Origin of the sequence: Paenibacillus bouchesdurhonensis (assembly GCF_900155685.1) — a bacterium.
Classification (GTDB): domain Bacteria; phylum Bacillota; class Bacilli; order Paenibacillales; family Paenibacillaceae; genus Fontibacillus; species Fontibacillus bouchesdurhonensis.
Map to the genome: position 1 here is coordinate 2,692,700 of NZ_LT732548.1, position 26,439 is coordinate 2,719,138.

Annotated in this window: 27 protein-coding genes; 24 read left to right on the forward strand and 3 right to left on the reverse strand. The window is 45.1% G+C overall.

The window, feature by feature from the left end:
• Positions 1 to 153 precede the first annotated feature (153 nt).
• From CZ379_RS16440 to CZ379_RS26260, 9 genes are all read left to right on the forward strand, one after another.
• On the forward strand, positions 154 to 1,146 hold the full coding sequence (locus CZ379_RS16440; protein ID WP_110932610.1) for an HD-GYP domain-containing protein: 993 nt from the start codon (positions 154 to 156) through the stop codon (positions 1,144 to 1,146).
• Positions 1,147 to 1,234: 88 nt separating this feature from the next.
• Positions 1,235 to 1,771 carry a cupin domain-containing protein gene (locus tag CZ379_RS16445; protein ID WP_110932611.1) on the forward strand — a complete coding sequence of 179 codons (537 nt, stop codon included), beginning with the start codon at positions 1,235 to 1,237 and terminating at the stop codon, positions 1,769 to 1,771.
• Positions 1,772 to 2,018: 247 nt separating this feature from the next.
• On the forward strand, positions 2,019 to 3,116 hold the full coding sequence (locus tag CZ379_RS16450; protein WP_110932612.1) for a GIY-YIG nuclease family protein: 1,098 nt from the start codon (positions 2,019 to 2,021) through the stop codon (positions 3,114 to 3,116).
• 484 nt (positions 3,117 to 3,600) lie between these two features.
• A complete protein-coding gene (locus CZ379_RS16455; protein WP_110932613.1) occupies positions 3,601 to 4,434 on the forward strand; it encodes a lytic polysaccharide monooxygenase in 834 nt (277 codons plus the stop codon).
• 308 nt (positions 4,435 to 4,742) lie between these two features.
• Positions 4,743 to 4,946, forward strand: coding sequence for a cold-shock protein (locus CZ379_RS16460; protein WP_019639749.1), 204 nt, complete (start codon positions 4,743 to 4,745; stop codon positions 4,944 to 4,946).
• Between the two features lie 102 nt (positions 4,947 to 5,048).
• A complete protein-coding gene (locus CZ379_RS16465) occupies positions 5,049 to 5,363 on the forward strand; it encodes a hypothetical protein (protein WP_110932614.1) in 315 nt (104 codons plus the stop codon).
• Between the two features lie 137 nt (positions 5,364 to 5,500).
• Positions 5,501 to 5,764, forward strand: coding sequence for a transcriptional regulator SplA domain-containing protein (locus tag CZ379_RS16470; RefSeq protein ID WP_110932615.1), 264 nt, complete (start codon positions 5,501 to 5,503; stop codon positions 5,762 to 5,764).
• Positions 5,761 to 6,789: a spore photoproduct lyase gene (gene splB, locus CZ379_RS16475; protein WP_110932616.1), complete on the forward strand. Its 1,029-nt coding sequence runs from the start codon at positions 5,761 to 5,763 to the stop codon at positions 6,787 to 6,789. The genes CZ379_RS16470 and splB overlap by 4 nt, the downstream gene beginning before the upstream one ends.
• 84 nt (positions 6,790 to 6,873) lie before the next feature.
• Positions 6,874 to 7,050, forward strand: coding sequence for a hypothetical protein (locus tag CZ379_RS26260; protein WP_199925639.1), 177 nt, complete (start codon positions 6,874 to 6,876; stop codon positions 7,048 to 7,050).
• A 41-nt stretch (positions 7,051 to 7,091) separates the two neighbouring features.
• Here CZ379_RS26260 and CZ379_RS16480 read toward each other — a convergent pair whose 3' ends face one another.
• Complete coding sequence (locus CZ379_RS16480) at positions 7,092 to 7,964, reverse strand: AraC family transcriptional regulator (protein ID WP_110932617.1); 873 nt, start codon at positions 7,962 to 7,964, stop codon at positions 7,092 to 7,094.
• A gap of 237 nt (positions 7,965 to 8,201) precedes the next feature.
• Here CZ379_RS16480 and CZ379_RS16485 point away from each other — a divergent pair, with 237 nt between their 5' ends.
• The 13 genes from CZ379_RS16485 to CZ379_RS16550 all read left to right on the forward strand — a co-directional run bounded on the left by CZ379_RS16485 (position 8,202) and on the right by CZ379_RS16550 (position 23,948).
• Positions 8,202 to 9,365, forward strand: coding sequence for a nucleotide disphospho-sugar-binding domain-containing protein (locus CZ379_RS16485; protein WP_110932618.1), 1,164 nt, complete (start codon positions 8,202 to 8,204; stop codon positions 9,363 to 9,365).
• A 322-nt stretch (positions 9,366 to 9,687) separates the two neighbouring features.
• The gene (locus CZ379_RS16490) at positions 9,688 to 11,556 is read left to right on the forward strand and encodes an SLOG domain-containing protein (RefSeq protein ID WP_110932619.1); all 1,869 of its coding nucleotides are present in this window, start codon (positions 9,688 to 9,690) and stop codon (positions 11,554 to 11,556) included.
• Positions 11,557 to 11,649: 93 nt separating this feature from the next.
• A complete protein-coding gene (locus CZ379_RS16495) occupies positions 11,650 to 13,065 on the forward strand; it encodes a hypothetical protein (RefSeq protein ID WP_110932620.1) in 1,416 nt (471 codons plus the stop codon).
• Between the two features lie 8 nt (positions 13,066 to 13,073).
• Complete coding sequence (locus tag CZ379_RS16500; RefSeq protein WP_110932621.1) at positions 13,074 to 13,625, forward strand: toll/interleukin-1 receptor domain-containing protein; 552 nt, start codon at positions 13,074 to 13,076, stop codon at positions 13,623 to 13,625.
• A 222-nt stretch (positions 13,626 to 13,847) separates the two neighbouring features.
• Positions 13,848 to 15,335 (forward strand): protein adenylyltransferase SelO, encoded by a 1,488-nt coding sequence (locus CZ379_RS16505; protein ID WP_110932622.1) that lies wholly within the window; start codon positions 13,848 to 13,850, stop codon positions 15,333 to 15,335.
• Between the two features lie 818 nt (positions 15,336 to 16,153).
• Positions 16,154 to 16,336 (forward strand): hypothetical protein, encoded by a 183-nt coding sequence (locus tag CZ379_RS16515; RefSeq protein WP_110932623.1) that lies wholly within the window; start codon positions 16,154 to 16,156, stop codon positions 16,334 to 16,336.
• A gap of 326 nt (positions 16,337 to 16,662) precedes the next feature.
• Positions 16,663 to 17,790, forward strand: coding sequence for a sensor histidine kinase (locus CZ379_RS16520; protein WP_110932624.1), 1,128 nt, complete (start codon positions 16,663 to 16,665; stop codon positions 17,788 to 17,790).
• 22 nt (positions 17,791 to 17,812) lie between these two features.
• Positions 17,813 to 18,451, forward strand: coding sequence for a response regulator (locus tag CZ379_RS16525; RefSeq protein ID WP_110934419.1), 639 nt, complete (start codon positions 17,813 to 17,815; stop codon positions 18,449 to 18,451).
• A gap of 158 nt (positions 18,452 to 18,609) precedes the next feature.
• Positions 18,610 to 19,542 (forward strand): ABC transporter ATP-binding protein, encoded by a 933-nt coding sequence (locus CZ379_RS16530; RefSeq protein ID WP_110932625.1) that lies wholly within the window; start codon positions 18,610 to 18,612, stop codon positions 19,540 to 19,542.
• A 12-nt stretch (positions 19,543 to 19,554) separates the two neighbouring features.
• Positions 19,555 to 20,808, forward strand: a complete 1,254-nt coding sequence (locus tag CZ379_RS26700; protein WP_234404931.1) for an ABC transporter permease — start codon at positions 19,555 to 19,557, stop codon at positions 20,806 to 20,808.
• A gap of 50 nt (positions 20,809 to 20,858) precedes the next feature.
• Positions 20,859 to 21,911 (forward strand): ABC transporter permease, encoded by a 1,053-nt coding sequence (locus CZ379_RS16540; protein WP_267890520.1) that lies wholly within the window; start codon positions 20,859 to 20,861, stop codon positions 21,909 to 21,911.
• 185 nt (positions 21,912 to 22,096) lie between these two features.
• Positions 22,097 to 22,909, forward strand: coding sequence for a DUF368 domain-containing protein (locus CZ379_RS16545; RefSeq protein WP_110932628.1), 813 nt, complete (start codon positions 22,097 to 22,099; stop codon positions 22,907 to 22,909).
• Between the two features lie 148 nt (positions 22,910 to 23,057).
• The gene (locus tag CZ379_RS16550; RefSeq protein ID WP_110932629.1) at positions 23,058 to 23,948 is read left to right on the forward strand and encodes a GNAT family N-acetyltransferase; all 891 of its coding nucleotides are present in this window, start codon (positions 23,058 to 23,060) and stop codon (positions 23,946 to 23,948) included.
• Between the two features lie 126 nt (positions 23,949 to 24,074).
• Here the strand turns inward: CZ379_RS16550 and CZ379_RS16555 are convergent, their stop codons facing one another.
• The gene (locus tag CZ379_RS16555; RefSeq protein ID WP_110932630.1) at positions 24,075 to 24,368 is read right to left on the reverse strand and encodes a hypothetical protein; all 294 of its coding nucleotides are present in this window, start codon (positions 24,366 to 24,368) and stop codon (positions 24,075 to 24,077) included.
• 245 nt (positions 24,369 to 24,613) lie between these two features.
• On the opposite strand from CZ379_RS16555, the gene CZ379_RS16560 reads away from it, so the two are divergent.
• Positions 24,614 to 25,021 (forward strand): hypothetical protein, encoded by a 408-nt coding sequence (locus tag CZ379_RS16560; RefSeq protein ID WP_110932631.1) that lies wholly within the window; start codon positions 24,614 to 24,616, stop codon positions 25,019 to 25,021.
• A 247-nt stretch (positions 25,022 to 25,268) separates the two neighbouring features.
• Complete coding sequence (locus tag CZ379_RS27065) at positions 25,269 to 25,823, forward strand: hypothetical protein (protein ID WP_324616457.1); 555 nt, start codon at positions 25,269 to 25,271, stop codon at positions 25,821 to 25,823.
• Here the strand turns inward: CZ379_RS27065 and CZ379_RS27070 are convergent.
• Positions 25,808 to 26,122: a hypothetical protein gene (locus CZ379_RS27070; RefSeq protein WP_324616458.1), complete on the reverse strand. Its 315-nt coding sequence runs from the start codon at positions 26,120 to 26,122 to the stop codon at positions 25,808 to 25,810. The two genes, CZ379_RS27065 and CZ379_RS27070, sit on opposite strands and share 16 nt — an antisense overlap.
• Positions 26,123 to 26,439 lie beyond the last annotated feature (317 nt).

A 26,439-nucleotide genomic window follows, 5' to 3' on the forward strand; every position in this document is an offset into this window, starting at 1 on the left:
GATGCCTGTGAGGCCGGTATTCGTGTTATGCGATGCCGGTCTTTTTTATATTTTTTAAAATAGGACTAAAGAACCCCCATAAAACAAATAGTCATTTCGTATTAGATAGTTAGCGCCATTAGATATATAGATAAGTTGTAGGGAGGCAATATATTGAGGCTAATTAAACTAACAGAGTATGATGATCAGACCATGCAACTGGCAAAGGCGATTTATGATGGGCAGGGCCGAATTCTTCTAGCTGCAAATCATACGATTCATCCAAAAATCGTGGACAGATTGATTCGCATGGGAATTTCTCAGGTTGTCGTAGAGGATGCGGATTCTAAAGGAATTACTTTGGATGAGATGCTTGACCCGCCAACCTGGCTGGATATTATTCATATTGTGAGGGAGGCATATGCCGCCGCTGGGAAGAAGCCCCTGCCCTTACGGCCTATTCTTAAAGGAGTAGATCAGCTGATTGACGAGATTAAGCGTCGTCCCGTCATCGTGCTCATTCCGGCGACAACTATCGCGGAAGAGCTGCATCTGTCTGCCCATTGCGTAAATGTTGCGCTGTTATCTCTGCAGATCGCTAAGCAAATGGGTTATAACGAACTGCAACTAAGAGATTTGGCGGTTGGCTGTTTAATGCATGACATTGGCAAAGCCGTAACGGAAGATAAGCGTAAACACCCGGAGGCGGGATTTAATATTTTGCGTCAAATTCGTGAAATTAGTTTGTTATCCTCGCATGTCGCTTTTCAGCATCATGAGAAATACGATGGAACTGGATATCCTAGAGCGATTTCCGGCAAAGATATTCACGAATATGCACAGATTTGCGCTACGGCCAATACGTATGAAAATGCGCTGTCACAAGAGAGAATGTCTCCCCATGAAGCCGTAGAAGTCATCATGGCTTTGAACGGCACGTCGTTCAAGACGGCAATCGTTGATGCGTTCGTGAAATCCATTGCTCCGTATCCGCCGGGTACGAAGGTCGTTCTAAGTAATGGTAAACAAGCCATTGTAACTAAAATTATCTCGCATATGCAGCGCCCCGTCGTTCGTATTCTCGCTACCGAGCAGGAGGTTTCGCTGGCTGATCACCCTTCGCTGATGATTACGGGAGAGCTCTCTTTAAGCGCGGCTCCGTCTTAATAGACCGTTACAGCTATAATAATGTGTCAAATACATGCCCACAGGAATACCTTAAATAGACGTTTACCTATTTAAGGAGGATATTGACATGATCGATCCAGTCCTGCAATCTCCAGATCTTCGGCTGGCGGCTGATTCCAACCAGGTGCTTAACTATCGCCGCGATCCGCACAATTATATTACTCAAGTATTTGGCGCACAGCTTCCCGCGATAAAAACTGGCTTCTTCAATATTTATTTAACCAAAGGCATTATCGTCCAGCCGCATTGGCATACCAATGTCAACGAGATGGTATATGTTATTAGCGGAGAGGTGATTACTTCCGTTTTTGATCCATTTACTCAAAGGCTGATGACTTATTATTTGAAGCCGGGGCAGATTTCTCTGTTCCCTAAAGGCTGGTTTCACTGGATTATCGCGGAAAGCAAGCATGCGCATCTTCTAACGATTTTTGATCAGCCTACACCCGATATCGTATATGGCTCGGATTTTCTGCGTTCGGTTCCAAAGGAAGTGATGCAGCGGGCATATTGTGTAGATGAAGAGGATTATGCTAGAGCGGTAGCGCCGATCAGGGAGTCTGTCATTTTGGGGCCTCCGGTTTGGTGCGGCTGTGGCAGCTGATTTTGAATACGATGGTTCTTCTTGCGAAGATGAACAAGTGGTATAATTACTTTGATTACATCGGATACGAAACCAATGTTAGAAGGAGTCGAATAATGAGCAGCTATCCGCCAGCCATAGCAATTTTTCATCGAACCCTATTAAAACTGAAAGGCATCGTGGAAACCTTAGAGCCGGCGTTTCAAGTTATTGATAATCTGAATCGCTCGCTAGAGTTAGCCTTGAAGCTCGATCAGATACCCATAAAATGAAGGAAAAGATACAGGAATTACCGTCGTCTCCAGGAGTATACCTAATGAAGGATGCCCAGGGTGGAATCATATATGTGGGAAAATCCAAAAGTCTCAAAAAAAGAGTGCAATCCTATTTTTACAATAATAAGTCTCACTCCCCGAAGATTAAGAAGCTGGTACAGCATGTTAAAGACCTGGAGCATATCGTGACCGACACCGAATTTGAAGCCTTTATGCTGGAATGCAAGCTCATTCAGGACATCAAGCCGATGTATAATCGGAAGATGAAAAATCCGCTAGGCTACACTTATATTGTATTACGACAAAAGGATGGCTTTCGTCGACTTGAAATAACGAGCGCCTTGGAGGAGAACGGTACAGACAAGCCTATCTACTTTGGGCCCTATACAGCAGGCAGGAATACGGTTGAAAATGCGGTGCAGCGCATTCAGGAATGCTGCAGGATAGCATGCAGCATTCCTTTTACAGCCTTAGCCGCGAACACGCCCTGTTTGAACCATTCGCTCGGACTATGTCTGGGAAGGTGCCTCGGCGGAGAAGCGGCCCAGCGATATGACTCGATTATGGATCGATTCATCGGCCTGCTCAAAGGAACTGATCGGAGTCTGTGCGAAGAGATGGAGCGCTCCATGCTGGAGGCAGCAGAGCAATTTGATTTTGAAAGTGCGGCGAAATATAGGGACTGTATCGAAGCGGCAAATCTGCTGCTAAATAAAAAGCAAGTGATTGAGTTCACCGCGGGGAACCATAGCATCGTCGTCTATGAATACTTAGACCGAGATACAATTAAGCTGTTTCTGATTAAGCGAAACGAAGTACTGTATAGCGAAAAATATGGTCTGGCATTAAACTCAGAGATTGAGGCACTGCCCGCGAGAGCTAAAGATTTGATTCTAAGCTATTTTCATAGAGAAAAGAACGGACAAAACGTTGCCGATGTTGCCAGAGATGAAATCGATGCGGCACAAATTATTTACAGCTATCTGCAGAGCAGTGCTTGCCATCATCTGCTTATACCTGAGAAGTGGATGGAAGCGAAAGGACATCATGAGATGGAGGGCGCGCTGCGGGAGTTTTTAAGCTTGGGTTAGGGGGCTCGAATTGTGCAGAGCCCTCTTTCTAATGTTCCGCATTCCCGCATTCAAGAATAGTTGAATCCGAACGCTTCTTTTACGGTTGTCAACAACTCATAAAAGAGGTGTTTTTTGCGCTGATCGTCCAGCATCTCTTATTTTGTCACAAAATTGACAAAAATGGTATTTTAATATAATATATAACAAACCCATAATATTCCATTTATTTCATCGTTTCTATATCCAACAATTATCGCACTAATCATCGATTTCGCTGGTTCTTATCTCTGTCATCAATTCCTGAACTAGTCTTCTAGGAATTCGACTTCTCTCTTCAGGATTTGATAATAACCATGAAGAAAGGAGGAAGGCCGCTTATTGCAGTTGATCGTCGCATTGTTCAACAATAATTTACTAGGAAGAGGTGATTATACAAGCTAGTAGCATCATAGAGTTGCTCGTAAAACAATCTGACCCTATTCAAAATAAGGAGGATGATGGAATGACAGCTCAGGTTATGATGGATCGTAAATATTCGAAAGTAAAAATGTTTTTGGTAACGGCGGGTACTCTACTCGTTATACTGGCTTGTTCGGCGATATTTGCTGACAGCGCTTCCGCGCATGGGCATGTGATCGACAGCCGCGCCGATCTTTGCGCCAGAGGGGAGAATGTCAACTGCGGCAGAGTCATCTATGAGCCGTTTAGTGTAGAGGGACGCGGGGATTTCCCTGAGTTCGGCGTGCCTGACGGACAAATCGCCAGTGCCGGCATATTCACGGAGTTAGACGAGCAGACATCTACTCGGTGGAAAAAAGTAAATTTGACAGGTGGAGAGTATACGTTCCACTGGGAAATTGTCGCTAACCATAGCACGAATACTTGGGATTATTATATTACAAAGAAAGGCTGGGATCCGAATACGCCGCTTAAGCGGGCCGATCTAGAGCTGTTCTGCAGATATATTGATGACGGAGCTATCCCACCGGATGATGTATATCATGATTGTTACATTCCGAATGATCGTGAAGGCTATTATGTAATTGTTGCTGTTTGGGATATCGATGATACGCCTAACGCTTTCTATCAAGTCATTGATGCCAACTTGAGTATTAATCCGTCCGCGCCTACGACTCCGGAGCCTGGCTTCCCCGGTGATCCGAACCGTTTCGGAGAATACTTGATCTGGAATGCCATCCGCATCTACGATACAGGGGATATTGTCATTCATAACGGACAGTTCTGGGAAGCCCTGTGGTGGACGCAAAATCAGGAACCCGGAACGACAGGCCAGTGGGGGCCATGGAAGTTGATCGGCGACGCTCCGCCTCAGTAAGGCTTCTAAACGCAAATCCTGCATAATAACTAGTTTATAGGATGTTCTTAAACAAAGAGGTGTCCAAATGATTGTAATTTGGACACCTTTTTAAATTCGGCCTATATAATCGAACGCATGTCGTGAAATTTTTTATATTATAAAAGCCTTGATTTTCAAAGATCACTGTGCTATTATTAGAAGTGTCGAAATTGAAACGAATTCACATGTTGAAGAGAGTCTCATTTTATGATGGAACTTTGCTCAATGTGTGAATTTTTTTGTTTGTGGGAAAATGATCATATTAAATCATATTTGGAGGTAATGACATGCAAACAGGTACAGTTAAATGGTTTAACGCAGAGAAAGGCTTTGGCTTTATCGAAATCGAGGACGGAAATGACGTATTCGTTCATTTCAGCGCGATCGAGGGCGAAGGCTTCAAAACTTTGGACGAAGGTCAACGCGTTCAGTTCAACGTGACCCAAGGCAACCGCGGCCCTCAAGCCGAGAACGTAACTAAAATTTATTAATTCCAAGACAAGGCTGCCCCTGCATATTTAAAGGGGCAGCTTTTCTTCTTTGAAGCGGAGCAGACCTATCTCTAAAATTCATAAGAAATGGGGAATGCATTAGTGAAAGTTAACTTGATTTTTACGAACAAAGGGCAAGTTGCGATTGATAATTTCGAGAATGACGAGTTGATTGAAATATTTACAAGATACATGAGAACATTAACGAAACAATTTGCCATTGAAACCACTGTGCCAATGGAAGTCAATAAGAACATTATTGATGAAGGCGTTCTGCGAGTATCCTTGGCTAGCGTTAACTGTGACGTAAATATGTTCTTTAAGGAACTCGGGAAAGATATTAAGGTTCCTTTGAGGAAGAGGCTCAATAAAGACGGGAAACTGGACAACGTATTTAAAATAGAAGTGATGGAATAACCGGAAAAAACCACTTATGATGCAAGTGGTTTTTTTTGTGCTCGGGGATTTCCATAAACAGGAAACATACATCTTGGCGCTTTAGGAAATAATTGTGATGAACTAGAGCCATTTATACACACAGAGAAGGTGACCGTATGGAATTACATCACAATAGCAGCACCTATAAGCCTGGAGATATCGTCTACGTTTTTTACCGTAATCCGCATACCCAGGATGTAGCTCATATTCAGCAGGCAGCCGTTGTAAACAACCCGGAAAATCCGCAGGAACTGGCGATGTTCCTTTATGAAACGTATTATCCGCTGTCCCATGAAATGGCGGTGTATACGACCAAGGAAGAGGCCGAACAAGCCTACCAGTATTATTTCGGAACGGCGTTTGACGGGAGCTTCGAATGATTAGCGCATTTACACCGAAGCTGGTCTATTTTGAACCGGGTGCTTTGGAATATCCATTGGGAAAAGAGCTGTACGACAAATTTTCAAAAATGGATCTCGAAATCCGCTACACCACTTCGCATAACCAAGTCAGGAATCTGCCTGGAGACAATGACTTTCAAAGATACCGGGTGGCCAAGTCTACGCTAGTTGTCGGCATACGAAAAACATTGAAATTCGATACGTCCAAACCTTCCGCGGAGTATGCGATTCCCTTTGCGACGGGCTGTATGGGGCACTGCCATTATTGTTATTTGCAGACAACGATGGGGAGCAAGCCCTATATTCGTACGTATGTCAACGTGGAGGAAATATTGGAAGCAGCGGATAAATACATAGAGGAACGGTCGCCCGAGCCGACCCGATTCGAGGCCTCATGTACTTCGGATATTGTGGGGATTGATCATCTTACGCATACGTTAAAAAGAGCCATTGAGCATTTCGGTCAATCCGAATTCGGAAAACTAAGGTTTGTTACGAAATTTCACCACGTGGATCACCTGCTTGACGCTAAGCATAATGGCAAAACGCGATTTCGCTTCAGCGTGAATGCCGACTATGTCATTCGGAATTTTGAACCGGGGACTTCGCCTTTAGCCCAGCGAATCGAGGCGGCTGGCAAGGTGGCAAGAGCCGGATACCCTCTAGGATTTATCGTAGCTCCCATTTATCTGCATGAAGGGTGGGAGGAGGGATATTATCATCTGTTTGAGCGTCTGGATGCTGAACTTCCGGAGGATGTACGGGAGGACATTACGTTTGAATTCATTCAGCATCGGTTTACCAAGCCGGCAAAGCGGGTAATTGAGAAAAATTATCCGATGACCAAGCTGGAATTGGACGAGGAGAAGCGAAGATACAAATGGGGAAAATATGGTATTGGAAAATATATTTATCCTAAAGAAGAGGAAGAGGATTTAAAAAGTCATCTATACGGCTATATGGAAAAATTTTTTCCTAAGGCTAAGCTGGAGTATTTCACCTGATTGAACGGATTATGACTTTTGTGATATTTTCCATAGCATCATGCTTCCTATTTTGTTATTCCTACTATAGGAGGTGGATTACGCATGAAAGTCAGTTATCCCATAAAAGATGCAGCTGAATTAAAAGAAATCAAAGAGTCCCTTAAGCCCTTTGGCGGTCGTTGCGCCAAAATTGTGGAAGGAACCCTGGAGTATCAAATCAAAGACGAGAACGAGAGCGCAGCATATGAGGCCTTGAAGAATAAAGGGTATATCGAGTAAAAGTCAGGAGCGATCCTGACTTTTTCTTATGCTTTATTACATTATTTTTTCAAGACGGGAATCCATATCTCGCTTTTAAAAGTGGGTGAACTGACATCTTTACTCTCATTCCAGAGGATTTCCGGCCCTGCCGTCTGCTCATAGTTGGAGGATGGGAACCATTCAGCGTAAATGCGTCCCCATACATTTTGCAGCGTATCCGGAAACGGCCCAACCGCTTCGAATACCGCCCATGCTTGGGCCGGGACATCAAGCCTTGCCAGATGATCCGGGCAATCTTTAGTAGTAGCTACACCGATATAATGATCCAGCTCTCCTCTTTCCTCCATTCTTCCCTCGGAAAAGTTCGTCGATGCACTAAGCAGTCCTCTTGGTTCTACATTAGAAAGTGACTTAAGTTCCTGGATCGATTCTTCGTTCAAGCTGGCCCACATCGCAGCGATTTCCGGATTAACACCATGGAAAATAATCGGGACACGTTTCATTAGGCCGACAATGCAAAAAGCTTGCTTCTCCTCTATTCGGTAGTTCATTTCGCTTCCTCCTTGAATAGATAATTGGAAGGTCATCCGCGGATACGCTTTAAGGGAATGGCCGTTATGCTTCGCTTCGGACGGCGTGATGCCATGCAGGCATTGAAAAGCGCGGGCAAAAGCATCCGGTGAGCTATAACCATATTTCAAGGCGATATCAATGACTTTGGCAGGGCTGTCTTTAAGTTCGAAAGCTGCGGCCGTAAGCCGTCTGCGGCGGATGTACTCCGATAACGGAACACCTGCAAGGAAAGAGAACATTCTTTTGAAATGATATTCTGAACAAGCAGCCAGCCTTGCAACTTCTTTATAGTCGATAGTGCTTGTAAGATTAACTTCAATATACCCCATTGCTTCATTCATGTTCTTAAGCAAATCCACGCGGGTGACCTCCTTTATCTACACTATAGCAGCAGCAATATGCTCTTTTCCCGACATTTCGTGCACAGCTTTGCAGGATGACTCCGTAGAGAAAACATAATTTAGAACCTGGGATGATGTAAGAAGTTGAAAATGAAAAAACCAATCAAAGGTAATTTTGAAGTAAAAACCCAACCTCTCCCGCATACAATCTGTATATAGAGATAAAAGCTATTTTGGAGAGGAGAAGGATCAGAAATGAAGCTGCTGTTTTTTATGCTACCATATTACGGCCATATTAACCCTACTTTATCCGTTGCAGAGGAGCTTGTTCGCCGCGGCGAGCAAGTCGTGTACTACACGACAGAGGCGTTTGCAGGAAAGATTGACAGCACCGGGGCAGAGATTCGCATCCTCGGTGAGGAATTCGGATTTCGAATGGAGGAAGTTGTGGATGGGCGGCTGACAGTTGCCCTTCGATCAGGTGATTTCTATGTGGAGAATCTGAGGCGCCATGTTGATAAAGCCTCCGAGCTGCTGGAGCGAGTGCGCGAGGAGAAGGCGGACGGTGTCGTATGCGATCCGATGTGCTTATGGGGACGAACGGTTGCCGAACGGCTTGAGCTGCCGCGAGCCCTATTCTTCTCAGGGATTGCCGTAACCGCGGACTCTCCCGTGTTCGACTACTTCTCCAAGTTGTTTGATGGAGATATTCCCCAAATCGTGACGGATATGTTCCTAAAGTCAGAGCCGCTCATGCTCGCCCCGATCCCGCGGGAGTTTCAGCCGGATTCGGAGCTCTTGGCGGATACCTTTGAATTTATCGGCCCAACGATCGTGGACAGGGGGAGTGAGACGGATTTCCCGTTCGGGGAAATTGACGGCCATCCCACGATACTGATTTCACTTGGCAGCGTTCTTCATAATCCTCAGTTTTATGACCTTTGCGTCGAAGCCTTCGCGGATACGCGCTGGAAGGTCGTGATGGTCTCTAAAACGTCTCCAGAGAAGGTTCCAGCCAACTTCCTCATTTATCCCTTTGTTCCGCAATTGAACATTTTGCAGCATGCGAAGCTCTTCATATCGCATGGCGGGGTGAATTCAGTGATGGAGTCGCTTTGGTACGGCGTTCCTCTCCTGATGGTGCCCCAAAGCTCCGATCAGCCGCTTGTCGCCGCCCGTGCCGAGGCGCTGAATTTGGGAAGGAAGCTGGAGCTTGCTACGCTTACATCAAGCCAGCTGTTGGAAAGCGCCAAGGAGGTTCTCGCCAACCCCGCGATACTAGAGGGCGTACAGCAGATGCAATCGATTCTGCATAATGGCGGCGGAAGCAAGCGGGGCGCGGATGTGATTCAGCAGTATTTTGAAGAAACTAATCTTGTGAGAAAGGTTATTAGTACTCCTCCCCTATATGAAAATTAGTGTGTTGGTTATGTTTTCTAAGTCAGGAATAATCCTGACTTTTTCTTTTTTCAATAATCTATAGTGATTTTATGAATACTCGCTCATGCAGAAACTCCTAATGATCAATCAATCTCCAAAGCCGCTGCCATATTATTCTGTATATAGTCTGCTCTAAAATATTGAGGAAAGATGTATATTTTAAAAACTATTTAATTAAGAACAGGAATCGACAGCATGCGACAAAGTTGATGGGGTATACTTTTGTGTAATTTGACCTAGTCCATAAGGATTAATTTCGGTTATAGTACTTTGATTTAATGTGAAAATTGGAGGGAATAGGATGAGTGTGACCATAATTAATCCAATGCTAACCATCGGTGAAGATCAAGTGGCTGAAGCATTTTATGATACATTTCGTGTTGAATTAGAAGAATACACTGATGTAAGATGTCTCAAATCGGCAATGCATCTTCACACAGTTTCATTACAATCTGATGATATGATAGTTATCTTCAACAATGACAACGAGGAATACTCCGAGAATGTTTTAGCGCTTTTGCGTCAGGCATTGGAATTAAAGTGTGTTGTAGTTCCGGTGTCGCTTTATAATGAAACACGTACTCCGGCCAAACTCATTTCTCATCTTCAAAGTTTTGAAGTAGTTGATCAATTACGCCAAAGAAGATTAACAAATAGGAATATAGATACAATTGCTTTTGTATTGATTAGGTTTATCATGTCAAAACTTCAACCAACGATGGCTGTTGACCGGATGGATCTCTTCATAAGTCATCGACGGGCAGATGGCGAAGAACTAGCTGCAGAATTTTATAACGAATTTAGAAGACGAGCTGATGAAGTTGAAGCTTTTAGAGACTTGATCAGTATAAAAGTAGGACAAGATGCTCAGGATGAAATAGAAAAAAATCTATATAAAAGTGACGCAGTAGTATTTATAGACACCCCTTTAAGTGGTGAATCTAAGTGGGTCAAGAAAGAGTTGCAAATTGCTTTAGGATTAAATCTGCCTATAGTTTGGGTAAAGATTGGCTCTGATTCTGAAAGAGTAAGCCTTGATGTCTTGCCGGGTGAAGAACCTCATTTTAAATTTGAAACGCTATATGCAGATGATCTAAAAAAATCGCCTGAAATCATCGATGACATAATTGATAAAGTATTTCAGATTAGTAGGAACAATGCTATGACCGTAATAGATCATTTAAGTAGACTGCAAAAGCTTGCTAGTTCTAATAGTATTGATCTCATCCCTCTTAATAAGAGAAATATGGTGTATCAAGTCAAGATACCGAGAAGAAATAAAGAATTTCACTATTACCAGCGCCCATTAACGCACGTATTACAATTATTCGGTAGAAATCCCAAGAATGCCGACAGAGCAAGCTTTGAACCGATGATTTCTGAACTTGGTTATCAAGCTCATCCTAATTTGGGCTACCATTTTGATTCAGGTTTATTGCTTGGTCCAAATGTATCGATGAAGACTAGGATGGCGAATGAACCAATTTGTACTGATTCTATAGATGAATATGTAACATCTCTTCAGAAATACTTAGCATTAGATCAAAAACATCACCCGAAGAAGGGCGTTATTATATCTGGCTCTTTTCCAGACTACGAACCTGATTATCAGCAACAGCTGACAAATGCCGTATTCTCTTTTTCTAAAGCTATATTAGACAAGGGCGGAACCGTCATTTTTGGAAGCCATCCTACGTTTCAACCTTTGATTTTAGATCTGGCTAGAAGACAACGTGCAGATGATTATATTAACGCGGTCCATATGTATATTTCGAAATATTTTGTGACTCAAGCTGCAGTCAGCGAGCTAGCAAATCAAGCGACAGTATTTTCAACAGATAATATTAACAATAATCGTGCAGATAGCTTAACTCTTATGCGTCAGGCTATGATTGCAGATATGGACGCGGCAGGTATTATTTTACTTGGCGGGAAGCAGCATGGGCTATCCAAGCCAGGGATTGATGAGGAATTTGAACTTGCTCAACAGAGAGGGCTGCCTGCTTTTATTATAGGATCTGTAGGAGGGCGTTCTTCGGAATTAGCCCAAGAAATGAGCGAGCAATCCATTGCTATTAATTCATTAACGAAAGAACAAAATGAGAAGTTATTAACAAGTTTGGATTATAGCGCGTTAGCAGATGAAATTTTGCATTCCCTAGGGTTTTGATGGGGGTTCAATTATGGTTAGACAACAGGAGATGGAAGTCATGAAGAAAAAGTCTATTTTACAGAATAAGTTTAAAGAGAGAGGGAGAGTGGGATGAAGAAACCACAGTATGATATTACTAGATATTTATGTGCAGCAGCTGAAATAAGTCCAAAATTTAGAATTAAAGTCTTTGAACAAATTATCGATAATACAACTCGATTTGTAGCACCCTCATATGGCGTTGATGTTCCTCTTGTTGTTAGACATTGTTTGCGCGGTCAGATGAGGGATTTTATTGTGGAAGCTATCATGTCTCTTGTTATTTTGTGGGCTTTTATTTCTTCCTTTGCATCTCATGGTGTTCTGCTGGGGATTCCCCACTTTGTGGTAACCCTTGTTACATATCCTTTATTTATTTCGTTTCTACTAAGATGGTGTAATTTATACATAGGTTATCGAATTGTTGCTAAAGATTTGAAGTATATGGAGGGGAAGGACGACAAAAGATCATTCATAGAAGCGCAATTTAAACCTCGTATTAAAGAATTAGAAAAGCTGCAAGTCGGCAATGTTGTCTATTATAGTGGATACAATCCATTTGTAGGTTCGGGAGATTATATGGATGGATGGTCATTCGTTTGTAGTACAGCTAAAACAGAAGGACTCGGATCAGAGCAGGCTGATATCTCATTACATGCTTTATATAATTATATTAATAAGAAGATGAATTCCTTACAGATTCGAAATTTAACTGTTCAGGATATGGTTTATGTGAGCGGAAGAGACATTCGAGAGGATCATCGGTTTCTTTCGAATCCTTTTCAAGCACCAAATCCATATATTTCCGATACTCTGGTTGACGAAATTAAGGAAAGTCAGCAAGAAAATGTTCGCTATTATCAATCGGTACAAGTAGTAGGCTGGCAAGGGAATTTCGTACTATCCTCATTTTTTAGGATACATAAAAATGATAAACATCTATTTATAGAGGCTAATTACTATGTTCTACCTCCCTTAGAGTCAGAATTTTATGAAATTGATCAGCTTAATTCATCCATTCCTCTTGGACGCATTGTTAAAATGGGGATTTCTTCGGTACTTCCCGCTATTTTTTATCTGCCATTTTCGCCAATTCGTGCTATTCGGAATGGAACAGCCTTTTTGGCTAGTTGGAAGGGCAAGAAAGATGACGTTAAGCAAGTTAGTGAAAATCAAAGATTCGATTATGGAGCATATGAAAGTATAAGGGAAATGGCTGCTACCGATAAGATGCAGAATTTCTTTCAAAAATCCGATTTGGCTATGTACAAGAAACAAATTGAGCGTTGCTTTACAGACAGTATAATAGAGTTTCTAGATAGCCAAGGTGTGGATGTTTCGGAATTTGTTCAACGGAAAGAATCGATTATTAATCAGGGAATTATGATCAATGGCGGTTCGTTCTCCGCTGATAACGTATCTGTTGGCAATCAAACCAACACGATTATAAATCAAGTAAAGAGCGCTTTTCAAAATAGTGCGGTCTAGGAGGCTTTATGCACAACAATAATAATAAGGGAATTATCGTTAATGGCGGGCAGTTTCATGCAAATGTAGTCTCGGTAGGGAATATAAATATGAATAATCATTCTGATGAACCACAACTGCCCATTCAGGGGAGTTGTTCAGGATATAAATATGATGTTGCATTTTCTTTTGCCGGAGAAGACCGCAGTTATGTAGAGATTATTGCAAAGGAATTAAAGACTAAAGGGATTAAAGTGTTTTACGATGAGTTTGAAGAATTATCTTTATGGGGAAAAGACTTATTTGTGTATTTGGATCAGTTATATCAAAATAGCGCAACTTATTGTGTAATGTTTATTTCCGAAATTTATACGAAGAAAGCTTGGTGTGATCTTGAACGTAATAGCGCTATGTACAGACAATACCTGAACGGTGAATACATCCTGCCTGTCCGTTTGGATGGAACAGAAATCCACGGAATTACGGATAGACATGGATATTTGGAGGCGAAGAATTATAGCCCAGTTCAATTAGCAGAAGCTATAATTACGAAATTAAGTAAAACAAGGGGAATCAAGTAATCGTATTATTGAGCTTATCGTGTACGAATGAAATTCACCAATGATTTGTAACATAAAAGTAGGTTAACACGGTGATCGTTAATCCTCTAACGGACTGAGTTTTTCATTCATTTTAGGGTATGTTAAACTCATGAATAACAGAAAATACCTCAATGCATGGATTTGACGAGACTATGCCAAGGTCTAAATTTCAAAAAAGACTGAAGAAATGTGGAGAATACGATGACCGACAATAAAACAACTGTAGAAGCAGGATGGAACTTTGATAACAGCTATGCTCGGCTGCCGGACATATTTTATACTTTGCAAAATCCGACGCCTGTACGCGAGCCGAAGCTGGTCGTGTTCAATGAATCGCTTGCAGAATCCCTCGGGCTGAATGCCCAAGCGCTGCAAGACGGTGAGGGCACAGCTGTGCTCGCTGGCAATGAAATACCCGAAGGCGCTCTGCCCCTAGCCCAAGCGTATGCGGGTCATCAGTTCGGCCATTTCACGATGCTGGGCGATGGACGGGCCGTATTGCTTGGAGAACAGGTAACATCGCAAGGCGAACGGGTCGATATCCAGTTTAAAGGCTCTGGCCGAACGCCTTATTCTCGTGGCGGCGATGGCCGCGCGGTGCTTGGGCCAATGCTGCGCGAGTATATTATCAGCGAAGCGATGCACGCGCTTGGCATTCCGACGACACGCAGCCTTGCGGTGGTGACGACGGGTCAGCCGGTCATGCGCGAGTCGGAGCAGATCGGCGCAATATTGACTCGTGTGGCAGCTAGTCATATCCGTGTCGGCACCTTTCAGTATGCCGCAGGTCGAGGGGAGCGCGAAGAGCTTCGTGCCTTGGCGGATTATACGCTGCAAAGACATTATCCCGAAGCGGTGGCCAATGCGGAGAATGGCGACAATCGTTATTTAACTTTGCTGCATGAAGTGATTAGCCGCCAAGCCAAGCTGATCGCGAAATGGCAGCTGGTCGGCTTTATCCACGGCGTGATGAATACCGATAACATGACGCTGAGTGGAGAGACGATCGACTATGGGCCTTGCGCGTTTATGGACGCTTATGATCCGGCAACCGTGTTCAGCTCCATTGATCGTGAGGGGCGCTATGCCTACGGCAATCAACCCTATATCGGGGCATGGAACCTCGCTAGATTAGCGGAGTCCTTGCTCCCGCTGCTGCATGACGATGAGGAACAGGCATTGAAGCTTGCGGAAGAAGCCATTGGCGGCTTTACCGAGCAGTTTCATAATCACTGGCTGACCGGAATGAGAGCGAAGCTGGGGCTCTTTAACGTGGAACCGGACGATGAAGCCCTCGTTAAAGAACTCCTGAAGCTGATGCACAAGCACCGTGCAGACTACACAAATACATTCAGAGCTTTAACCTTCGGCAGCTGGCGGGATGCGGCACTGTTTGAGGATACGGAGTTCGAGCCGTGGCTGCAGCGTTGGCAATCGAGATTAGACAGGCAGGCGGAGAGCAAGGAAGCTTCGCAGCAACGGATGCGAGACAGCAACCCTGCGGTCATCCCCCGCAATCATCGGGTGGAAGAAGCTCTCGAGGCAGCGGAAAAGAATGGGGATTACAGCGTGCTGGAGCGCCTGCTCAGCGTTCTCGCCAACCCTTATGCGCATACAGCGGAACAGGAGGAATATTGTAAACTTCCTGAGCCATCCCAGCGTCCATACCGAACTTATTGCGGGACATGATTGAAACGGTTCCAACATAGAATTTCCAGAGTACAAAGGGCTTGAGTCTCAAGCCCTTTTTTTTGCTGCGTGTGCCCAGAAGCACGCATTCTCTAACCGATGAAAGTCCGGTCACGGGAGGAGCCAAGTCCCCGCGTAGCTAGGATACTTGCGGATGGCGAAATCTGTACGTAAAAGCATATCGACGAAAGTACCTGTCAGAGACAGGGCGAGCAATATACCAGGCCGCAACATGAAGTGAATCCTGCCGCATCGTCAAAAAGGCCTCGCAAGAGGGAAAAGAGGAAGCCGAATCTCGGCAACTTGGATGAAGGCTACGGAAGCTGCTTGGAACCTGGAGCGGCAGCGAAGAATCCTCCGGCGTAAGGGGAGCGGCATGATATAGGCTAGACATCCTGTGGGAAGCATGGCCGAGAGTGCGAGCGAATAATGGCTCGTCTGGAGTTGACGGGGAGACGTTAGCAGACATTAGAAAATGGGGAGAAATATTCTTCGTGCAGGAATGTCATCGACTTCTTAAAGAAGGTAACTATCACCCGCAACCCGTAAAGCGCCACTATATTCCGAAGAAGGATGGCAAACAGCGCCGCTGGGGATTCCCACGGTTAGAGACCGCGTCATTCAGATGGCAACCAACTGGTTATGGAACCCATCTTTGAGGCGGATTTTCAAGTGCATTAGAAGTTAGGTGTGAACTAATGAAATTATTTTCTTATGATAAATTATTCGGACTTGACAATTTCACAAGTCATATAGAGGATTAATTATGGACAGCTTTTTGTATCTACTCTTATATAATAAAGAAAGGGGATTAGATGATGTCTAAGTATTTTATGCTGCAGTATCTTATTTTTTTATTAATAAATATAATAATTGGGTTTGTTGCAAGTAATATGGCTGCTAAAAGAGGGCTCTTAAAAATACCTGCTTATTTTGTAGGCTTTTTTGGTTCTTTTTTAGCCTTGCTAATTATCGCAATGTTTCCCAAAAGAATGGAGTAATTTGTTTGCGAACGACAGCGTGCATCACCTTTATCGAAGTTTAGGCTCGCCCCCCTAGAGCGAGTTTCGTTTGGAGAACAACACATTAAGATAATTAAGAAGAAGTTCCAGTAGTACATCCATCCGGTGTACCTTGTAGACGAGGCCCGAAACGAGCTGTAATCTGCATGCACATGAATGACGAACATCGGAAAGTCGTATGAGGGAAAACCTCACGTACGGTTTGATGAGGAGGGGCAGAGTGTTCTGCCCCTTACTCTAGTTCTTTTTTTGATTTGCGGTGTGCTACACTTGAGTTATATCATTCGTGAGATTAGGAGCATCCTATGCGAATCTATTGGATTTGGCTGTTATTATTAAGCGCAATCTGGATTTTTGCACTTCTGCATGTATCCTCGGATGCGGCCACGATGGCTCCCAGACTGATGGGCAGCGCATTGTTCTTTGCCGCTTATTTTATCTCCCCGCTTCTAAGGACAAGGCCGCTGCTGCTGGCCATCAATCTGAGCCTAGCTTCAATCGCGGCCAGCATGGTGTTATGGCCTGATCCACTCGGAACGGCTAATCCTTATACGATCCTCGTGCTTTCTTTGCTTGCCGGGAAGGCTGTTTTTAGGCTGCCGCCGGTTCATGCCAGTATCGTTGGTGTCGTTCTAGTCCTTAGTGCAGCGGCGCCGCTTACCACCAATTATCCTTCGCTGCCTCCCGTTTATATCGCTTTGCATGCTTCGTTACTAGCCATGGGGCTTATCGCATTTCACAAGAATTGGCAGCAGGGCGAGGCGGCAGAGGCACGGAATGAAGCATTATTAAGCGAATACCGAAGAATGAAGAGGCGTCTGGCTTCGGGTGAAGAGATGGCTCGTCAAGAAGAACGTGCGCAGATTGGCCGGGAGATTCATGATTCGGTCGGGCATAAGCTGACGGCTCTTATGATGCAGCTGGAAGTATTTCGCATGCAAGCCGAGGGCGAGGCGAAGGCACAGGCTCGGAACCTAAGGGAGCTGGCACGGGAGAGCCTGGAGGAGACGAGAAGCGCGGTCAAAGCTTTGAAGAGCAATGAGCCTGGCGGACTGCCGGCGATTATGCGGCTGATCCGCAAGCTGGAGGCGGAAAGCTTGATCAAGATTCATTTTACGGTGAAGCATGGAGCGATGTCGGCGCCGTTAACGAATGAACAGTCGATTGCGGTGTACCGCGTCGTACAGGAGGCTTTGACGAACATTATGAAGCACAGTAAGTCCCGGGAGGCCGAGGTTACATTCGAAGCGCCGGGAGGCAGCGTATTCCGGTTTGAAATTTCCAATCCTGGAGCCAATGCAGACCAATTCCGCGAAGGCTTCGGCCTGCAATCGATGCGGGAGCGAATCGAAAGCCATCAAGGCCGTTTCGAGGTCATTCATCACCATGACCGATTTATCGTGAGCGGCGTATTTCCGCTAAAATACATATAAGCCAAGGGGAGACGACCTGATGATGATCAGAATTTTGCTTGCGGAAGATCAGGCCATGGTGCGCCAAGGCTTAAAAATGATGATAGAAACAGATGAAGGGCTTCGCGTTACGGGTGAAGCTGTGAACGGGCGGGAAGCGGTCGCACTCAATGAACGGCATTTATTCGATTTGGTAATCCTGGACATCCAGATGCCGATCATGAACGGACTTGAAGCGGCACGGATCATTCGCGGCAGGTGGCCGGAGCGAAAGGTGCTGATGCTGACGACGTTCAATGATGACGAGTATGCACTAGAGGCGTTGAAAAGCGGCGCAAGCGGGTATTTGCTCAAGGACGCCGAGCCCGAGGCATTGATTCGTTCTATTCGGAGCTGCATGTCCGGCGGGCTATCTTTGCAGGATGACGTTGCCGCCAAGGTGATTCCGCGGCTGCTCCGCCGAAGCGAGGAGGAAGAGTTAACCATCGATCCGTCTATCACGCCGCGTGAACTGGATATTCTCAAGCTCGTTGGCGAGGGGCGCAGCAATAGGGAAATTTCCGAGGAACTTGGCTTGTCCGTAGGAACCGTGAAAAATCATATGAGCCAGCTCATGGATAAGCTGGAGCTGCGCGACCGTACCCAGCTAGCGATTTATGCGATTCGCCATAATGTCGTGTAGCAAACATTGGAGAAGGTGCAGGTTTTTAAATAATGCATGACTAGAGTCATGGGTACAGCGTGAATGAATGACGAAGGACAGTGTGAGCACTGTCTTTTTGTATGTATACTAACGAATAAATAAGCCATTGACGCCCGGATTTAAAGGAGGCAGAGAATATGATTGAAGCACTGGAATTAAGAAAAATATTCAAAGGGAAAGTTGCGGTTGACGATGTCAGCTTCTATTTGGACAAAGGGGAATCTGTCGGTTTGCTAGGGCCAAACGGGGCAGGGAAATCAACGACGATTTCAATGATTTCTTCGCTATTAAAGCCGAATTCGGGGGATGTGAGACTGAATGGGGCCAGCGTCATAAGTAAACCGCAGCTGATCCGGCAGGTACTCGGCGTGGTACCGCAGGAAATAGCCTTGTACCAGGAGCTGAGCGCCTATGAGAATTTGAAGTTCTTCGGCCGTATCTACCGTTTGAAGGGCAAAGAGCTGGAAATCAAAATTCAAGAGCTGCTGGAAATGGTCGGATTGCGCGAGCGGCAGAAGGAAATCATTAAGACGTACTCGGGCGGTATGAAAAGAAGAATCAACATCGCCGCAGCTCTGCTGCACGATCCCGAGTTCGTCATTATGGATGAGCCGACGGTCGGCATTGATCCGCAATCACGCAATCATATTCTGGAAACCGTCAGACTGCTGAACCGGGAGAGGGGAACCACCGTTTTGTATACAAGCCATTACATTGAAGAAGTCGAGCAGCTATGCAGCCGAATATACATTATGGATCATGGCCGGATTATCGCTTCGGGGACAAAGGAGGAGCTGCGCCGGATTTTATCTGGAGAGGACACGCTGCTTCTGCAGCTGGATAAGCCGAGTAAAGAACTGGTGCAAGAGCTTCGGACGTTCGCGCCGATCCGTCAGGTTGAAGAAACCGAACAGGGGTTGAAGCTGATTGCCGCCAAGCAAAGCAATTTATTATCCCAAGTTGTGCAAGCGGCAGAACGGCATCATGTGCAAATGACCAGCATACATGTACATACGCCGAGCTTGGAGGATGTCTTCCTGCATCTGACCGGGCGGACATTGAGAGATTAGGGGGGGATGCATTTGATCCCGTTTTTTAAGAAGGATTTCCTGGTTTATTGGAGAGATCGGAAGGAGCTTCTAATTTCGTTCATTACGCCTCTGGTTCTCATTACCGTACTTGGATTTGCATTGCCCGGCTGGATCGAGAATCCGACAAAGTCATTGGAGATGAAGGTCGCTATTGTGAATCTGGATAATGAAAAGCATGCCATCGAGCAATTCCAGGAATCGCTTGTCTCCCGTTTAACGCTGGATGAAGGGGCAAAGGCTATGGAGTCGCGATTGGGATCCTTATCCTTGAGCAAGTCACTTATGGAGTTGTTTCAATCGGAAGAGGTTAAGAGCATTGTCCACTTGCAGGAGCTAAGCAGCGAAGAGGCACACCAGCAGCTGGAGGCGGAACAGATCGAGGCCATCATTACCATCCCGGATGGTTTTACGCTTGCGGCACTGAACAAAATAGCGCTAAACGATGGGAATGGAGCAGCCCTCCAGCTAACGGCGGGAAAAGCGTCGCTGCAAGTTGATGTGCTGCGGGATATGGTGGACGGATATTTGAAGACGCTAAATTTTCAGTCGGCATTGCATCACGTAGGGGACATGGACATGGCCAATGTCGAGAATATAGGCGGACGTGAAATATTGCCTGGCGTAAAAACGGTCACCTCCTTCCAGTATTATGCCTTGGCGATCAGCATTGTGTTCGCTCTGCTCGTGTCTTCCACGACGGCAACCAAAGCCATGACCGAGAAGCGGGAGCATACGCTGCAGCGCATCCTGCTGACAGGCTCACCTCCCGTGCAATATTTATCGGGCAAAATGAGCTCTACGTTCTGTTTAACCATGCTTCAGCTTACAACGATCCTGCTTGTATCGCATTTTGCCTTTGGCATATTCCCAGATCGTTCGCCGCAATTCTGGCTAGGGATGTTCCTCGTGCTGGTTCTTCTCGCGCTTTGCTTGGGAGCGCTAGCTGCGCTGTTCACAGCTCTGGTGTTCCGTTTGGAGGACTCCGTTGCGAGCGGTCTTACTTTTCTATTTATATTAATTGCCGGGACGATTGGCGGCAGCTTTGCCCCGATCTTTGTACTGCCGGGCTGGCTGAAAAGCGCTGGCGAATGGACGCCAAACGGGCTAACGCTGGCGGTGCTGCTGGAATGGCTGCAAACGGAGACGGCTTCAAGTCTGACCGTACCGCTTGTGAAGCTGGGCGTATTCGCCGTTGGAACGGCCTGCATAGCGGTTTGGCTATTTCCGAGAAGGGAGCGTATTTGATGAACCCCATATTTTTAGCACAATGGATGAAGGAAAAGCGTTCCCCGATTATGGTGCTCGCCTTCTGCGGGCTAAGCATCCTCGCTACGCTGCTGTTCGGAATGGGCATGGACAACAAGATCAAAATCGGCGTGTTCCCATCGCAAGGCGTGGAGGTCTCTACAACCCAGCAATGGGTTCAGCTATTAAACGAGAGCGATGCGATTGAATTTTTCCTGCAGGACGAACGAGCAGCACGCTCGGAAGTACGCGGGGGGCGCGCCGACGCGGCGCTGCAAGTGATGGAGAACGACTACGGATTTATTGCTTCCATCGACAATCCAAACGTACAAATCGTGGAGCGGCATGTGCGCGCCGTCTTCATGGAGGAACTTCATTTGCGAGCGGCAGCGAAGCAGGCAGAGGATGCGAACGCTTTCCGGCACAAGGTGGAACGTTATCTGGAGCAGCCGCCGATCACTGTAGAATTGCTGGCTGCGGATGGAAGCGAATTGACTCGATATGACATGAGCCTCCAACTGTTGTTTACCTTCACCTTATTTCTCGCTGCCTTTACGGTCGGCTTCAAGGTCAATGCGATTACGATGGAGAAGTCCTCGGGCATATGGAGCCGGATGATTCTGTCGCCGATGCGCAAATCGGAGATGTACCTGGGCCATTTGCTATACAGCGTGCTGATCGGCTTTGTACAAATCGTCGCCGTATTCTTGTTATTCCGCTACGTAATAGGGTTCAATATGGGGAACCAATTCGGCATGCTGACTCTGATTGCTGCGCTGTACACTTTGACGATCGTTGCTTTCTGTATGCTGATCGCGGGAATGGTTCGAACGCCGGAACAGTTTAACATGGTCTTTCCGTCCTTGCTTCCAATTATGCCGCTCTTAAGCGGCGGATATATGCCACCGGGGACGATTACGAACCCGTTCCTTTTGGGAATTTCTGAAATATTCCCCTTGAAGCATGCTCTGGATGCACTGACAGGGGTTGCGATCTATGAGCAGGGAATGGCGGAGCTGTTCCCGTCGATTGCCAAGCTATGCATTATCGCTGTGGTTTGTATGGGCATTGGCATTAACTTGATGGAGCGGCGGAGAGGTTAGGAAGGTAACGGAGAGTCTTTAGCTCAGCTTTTAAAAAATTTTAATAAATGCGACAACGGACAGAACATCCTATCTAACTACCCTAAAAAATTGCAAGTCATCTATAACCATTGTAAAATGGTCGAGACATGCTTTTTTTGGTATGCAAACACATATGCATATCTATAAAGAAAGGGAGAGAATCTATGTTTGAATGGAGCAATATATGGCGGGGAATGATGATCGGAACCGCGGATCTGATTCCTGGTGTTAGTGGGGGTACCATTGCAGTAATCTTAGGATTCTATGATCGATTAATTCAATCCATCAGCGGTTTTTTCAGCAAGGAATGGAAGAAGCATCTCGGGTTTCTTATTCCGCTTGGCATCGGTGTTGTATCGGCTCTACTCATTCTAAGCCGGGTGATGAAATGGCTGCTTGCTAATCATGAACAGTCGACATATTTCTTTTTTATCGGACTTATCTTAGGGATTATTCCTTATCTCTATAAGAGTGCAGATGTTAAGCAGAACTTTAAAGCGATCCATTACATTTTGTTTATTATTGCAGCAATTGCAATTGCGTTAACAGGCTTACTAGTGCCAGCGGATGCACACAGCCATGTAACCATCGAACTTACTTTCATGTATGGGGTAGGCTTATTTGGAGCAGGTGCGCTTGCCAGCATGGCAATGCTACTTCCAGGGATAAGCGGTTCCTTTGTACTCCTACTAATCGGTGTGTACCCAATAGCAATAGAAGCTCTATCAACATTCAATCTGCCACTCATCGCAATTATCGGAAGCGGAGTTATCTTTGGATTCATTCTAAGCAGCAAGCTCATTAAATATTTACTAGCCACTCATCCTAGTATCATGTACGCTATTATTATTGGTACGGTCATAGGTTCCTTATATATCATCTTTCCAGGAACCCCAACCGAGATCGCTACACTTGTAATCAGCTTGTTAGCCATGGTGCTTGGTTTATTCTGCTCTCTTAAGTTAGGAAACAAATAGTAGTAGAAAGTGTCCTTTTTACGCTACATTTCGTGACAACTTTCTTTAATGCACTAGGTATGCGATAGAATTGGCTGTCGCGGGTTGCCGAATCTATTTTAAAATCGTTAAAAAGCAGATAGCCATTCTAAAATGAGAGGGAATTAAGATGCGAGAATACCAGCTAATCAGTGACTATAGGAAAGTGGAAGCATTAAGAAAGAGCTTTTATGATCTTGCAAAGCAAACATATGGCCTGGATTTCAAGGAGTGGTATGATAGAGGGTTCTGGAACGATAGTTATATATGTTATTCATTCGTGGATGGTGAACATATTATTGCAAATGCTTCAATTAATAAGATGGCTCTGACGTCAAATGGAAAAGAATACGCAGCTATCCAAATAGGCACGGTAATGACTCATCCCGATTATCGCAATCAAGGGCTGGCAGCTAAGCTGATGAACCATATCATTGAAAAATATGAAAAAGAATATGATTTTTTTTATTTGTTTGCAAATAAAACAGCGTTGGATTTTTATCCGAAGTTTGGTTTTCAAAAGGTTCTGGAGAGCGGCTACAGTCTGGCAGTATCTGATTTGAAAAAGCAAGTGGCGCCAAAATCAGCTCTACGTAAGCTAGATGTCGATAATCAGGCGGATTTTGAGCTAATGAAAGAGTTTGCAGCTGAAAGAATTCCCGTATCGTCAACTCTTGGTGTAAAGGATAATAAGGATTTGTTAATGTTCTACTTTATTCTTGTTTTTCGAGACACCATTTACTATGATCCGAATGAGGATGTGATACTTCTATTTGAACAAGAAGATCATGTACTGCATGTTTTTGATATCGTAAGCAAAAAGAAAATCAATATAGAGAAAGTGGTTAGTCATATGATTTCCGAAAAGACGGAGCTCATTCATTTTCATTTTGTGCCTGACAGTGACAATGAGAACATCCAGTCAACTTTGGTTACAGAGACGGATGAAACGTTGTTTGTTCGTCCATTATTTGCGGTTAAAGGAAAGTCTATTAAATTCCCGCTTACCTCTCAAGCGTAGTTATTAGGCTGGGCGGTATTATATGGTACATTCGATCCATCAATAAAGGATTTTTGATCCCAAGCAGGCTTGCTCAACAGACGCTTAGCCGACTGACCGATTCCAGCCTTCATTCGCTGTCCATCTTCATGTAATCGATTCTCCGGAACGAATACATTCCCAACGAACTTGCCAAGGAGCCCGATGATTATAGAAGGGGAGTTGGCTTACATCTTGAGGAATGCCGTGTTTTATCGTGTATTGTCCGGTGTTTTCTTCCGCCATAAAAGCTGTAAGATCTAAAGCATCCCGTTTTTCCAAAAATAATAAATGATCGACGGTTTGGTACCCATATTCGCTATAGAGCTGGATTGCGCGTTGATTTACACGGAAAGCTTCCAGGCTTGCCATGTCAACCCCTTCCTTTTTATACAAATCCAATGGGGCCTTTCCTGCATAGTAAGCTCCTTTCGGCGGTTAGGTTGGAACTTCGAGCCAAATTGGCCCGATGTGTTGAAGGTCATCTTTTAATTTCTAATGCCCTAAAAATATTCATTACTCCGTCTGTTGGCTGTCTATCTCATTGTTTTAGTGTTGGGTAGTTGCTTCCCTATGTGCCTGTCCATTTGCTCAGTGATATAATATGTACGACACAACGTATCTTGGAAAAGGGAGATTGGCGGAAGGTGAAACGACAGACGGAGATGGGAATACGCATTTTAAAAGCAATAATCGTAATTTGTCTTATGATGATATCCGCTTTATTAGGCTCGAATAGCAGGCAAGCTCAAAATGTAATTACCCCGTATCTTTCGCAAGAAGAGAATGTATTCTCGGTGCTGATTTTGGCGGAGGAGAACGACTACATCAAGCAAACCTACGAGCTTAACGGGATCGTTGGAGAGCATCTGGCTTATCTGACTAAGGCTGGGGTGCTGAGCAAGGATTCCAAAGAAGGAAAGAAGGTCAGAAAAGAACTGGGTATTCGCCGTTTTCCGGCCTATATTTTGCTGGATCATAAAAAAGCTATTCTAATTCAGGACGATGTTCAGAAATTCAAATCCGAATCTAGGGAACGGATGATACAGAGATAATTTAATATATGAACCGTAATAAGACACGATCAGCTTAGTCAAATGCTAAGTAATCGTGTTTTTTCCTAAAAAACCGTACTTTTTTCTAAAAAACAACATTCAAATGATCTGCGGCGTATGAAAAAATAATATTGCATAGGGTTTCGTACTCATAGCTGTATGATTCATCACTTGGTTTATCAATAACGATAATGAGAGAGTGGGATTACAACGATGCTGCAGGCAAACGACCAACTTTGGCTAGAAAATGTCATGGATAAAATTTACCGCAAAAATGGATTGGGTCAGCGAGAAGTCCAGGAACAAAATTCCGTATACGACGATTAACGGTACGCATGACGACCGAACTGTAGATAACCCTACAGGTACCGTGGCAGACGGAATCAGTTGGTGGACGAACGGCTTCTGGGGCGGCATGATGTGGCTGATGTACCATGAAACCGGACAAGAGAAATACAAAGAGATTGCGAACATCTCGGAGGAGAAGCTGGACGAAGGCTTTCGCGAATATTACGGGCTGCAGCACGATGTAGTCTTCATGTGGCTGCCCACAAGCGTCGCCAACTATAAGGTAACGAAGAACCCGGAATCCAGAAAAAGAGCTATGCATGCCGCCAATCTGCTTGCAGGACGCTTTAACCTGGCGGGCGGCTTCATTCGCGCTTGGAATGATCTGCCGGAGGGAGATACCCGGGGCTGGGCGATCATCGATTGCATGTTCAGCATCCGCTCCTGTATTGGGCTACGGAGGAAGGCTCCTCCTGGACAAGAGGGCAGACGTGGGCCCTATACAGCTTCATGATGAGCTATATCCATACTGGAAAAGAAGAATACTTGAATACCGCCAAGCGGATCGCACATTACTTCATTTCCAATATTCCTGACAACGGAATCATTCCCATCGATTTCAGACAGCTGAAGGAGCCAGCGTACGAGGATTCTACAGCGTGCAGCCATCGCGGCCTGCGGTCTGATCGAAATCGCCAAGGCGGTCGGGCAGCATGAGAAGGATCTATACCTGAACGCCGCATTAAAGCTGCTGAAAACGCTGGATGAATCCCGCAGCGACTGGACAACAGATTCCGATTGCATCTTGATCAACGGCTCTGCGGCCTACCACAACCCGGATCGCCATACAGCGATCATTTACGGCGACTATTACTTCATGGAGGCTGTGTTCAAGTTGAAGGGCAACGATTTATATTTGTGGTAATTATGTTGTTTTTTAGCGAGGCTGTTCTTAAGGAACGGCCTCTTTTTTTTGTCTTAGAAACCCCAATTCAACTAGGGGGGGCTTATACAACAATAACAGCCGGTTCGAAATGACCCTGCTGTCAGTTTGTGTGCTTTTTAAGAGAAAATGGGGCGTGCACGCACATCCCCAAGTGAAGTCGCTTGTAAAATTATATAACCATAGT

Excerpts from the sequence above, each read along its gene's own strand:
- CZ379_RS16445 (WP_110932611.1), top strand. The coding sequence starts at position 1,235 with ATGATCGATCCAGTCCTGCAATCTCCAGATCTTCGGCTGGCGGCTGAT.
- CZ379_RS16450 (WP_110932612.1), top strand. The coding sequence starts at position 2,019 with ATGAAGGAAAAGATACAGGAATTACCGTCGTCTCCAGGAGTATACCTA.
- CZ379_RS16455 (WP_110932613.1), top strand. The coding sequence starts at position 3,601 with ATGACAGCTCAGGTTATGATGGATCGTAAATATTCGAAAGTAAAAATG.
- CZ379_RS16460 (WP_019639749.1), top strand. The coding sequence starts at position 4,743 with ATGCAAACAGGTACAGTTAAATGGTTTAACGCAGAGAAAGGCTTTGGC.
- CZ379_RS16470 (WP_110932615.1), top strand. The coding sequence starts at position 5,501 with ATGGAATTACATCACAATAGCAGCACCTATAAGCCTGGAGATATCGTC.
- splB (WP_110932616.1), top strand. The coding sequence starts at position 5,761 with ATGATTAGCGCATTTACACCGAAGCTGGTCTATTTTGAACCGGGTGCT.
- CZ379_RS26260 (WP_199925639.1), top strand. The coding sequence starts at position 6,874 with ATGAAAGTCAGTTATCCCATAAAAGATGCAGCTGAATTAAAAGAAATC.
- CZ379_RS16485 (WP_110932618.1), top strand. The coding sequence starts at position 8,202 with ATGAAGCTGCTGTTTTTTATGCTACCATATTACGGCCATATTAACCCT.
- CZ379_RS16490 (WP_110932619.1), top strand. The coding sequence starts at position 9,688 with ATGAGTGTGACCATAATTAATCCAATGCTAACCATCGGTGAAGATCAA.
- CZ379_RS16495 (WP_110932620.1), top strand. The coding sequence starts at position 11,650 with ATGAAGAAACCACAGTATGATATTACTAGATATTTATGTGCAGCAGCT.
- CZ379_RS16500 (WP_110932621.1), top strand. The coding sequence starts at position 13,074 with ATGCACAACAATAATAATAAGGGAATTATCGTTAATGGCGGGCAGTTT.
- CZ379_RS16505 (WP_110932622.1), top strand. The coding sequence starts at position 13,848 with ATGACCGACAATAAAACAACTGTAGAAGCAGGATGGAACTTTGATAAC.
- CZ379_RS16515 (WP_110932623.1), top strand. The coding sequence starts at position 16,154 with ATGTCTAAGTATTTTATGCTGCAGTATCTTATTTTTTTATTAATAAAT.
- CZ379_RS16520 (WP_110932624.1), top strand. The coding sequence starts at position 16,663 with ATGCGAATCTATTGGATTTGGCTGTTATTATTAAGCGCAATCTGGATT.
- CZ379_RS16525 (WP_110934419.1), top strand. The coding sequence starts at position 17,813 with ATGATCAGAATTTTGCTTGCGGAAGATCAGGCCATGGTGCGCCAAGGC.
- CZ379_RS16530 (WP_110932625.1), top strand. The coding sequence starts at position 18,610 with ATGATTGAAGCACTGGAATTAAGAAAAATATTCAAAGGGAAAGTTGCG.
- CZ379_RS16540 (WP_267890520.1), top strand. The coding sequence starts at position 20,859 with ATGGTGCTCGCCTTCTGCGGGCTAAGCATCCTCGCTACGCTGCTGTTC.
- CZ379_RS16545 (WP_110932628.1), top strand. The coding sequence starts at position 22,097 with ATGTTTGAATGGAGCAATATATGGCGGGGAATGATGATCGGAACCGCG.
- CZ379_RS16550 (WP_110932629.1), top strand. The coding sequence starts at position 23,058 with ATGCGAGAATACCAGCTAATCAGTGACTATAGGAAAGTGGAAGCATTA.
- CZ379_RS27065 (WP_324616457.1), top strand. The coding sequence starts at position 25,269 with ATGTCATGGATAAAATTTACCGCAAAAATGGATTGGGTCAGCGAGAAG.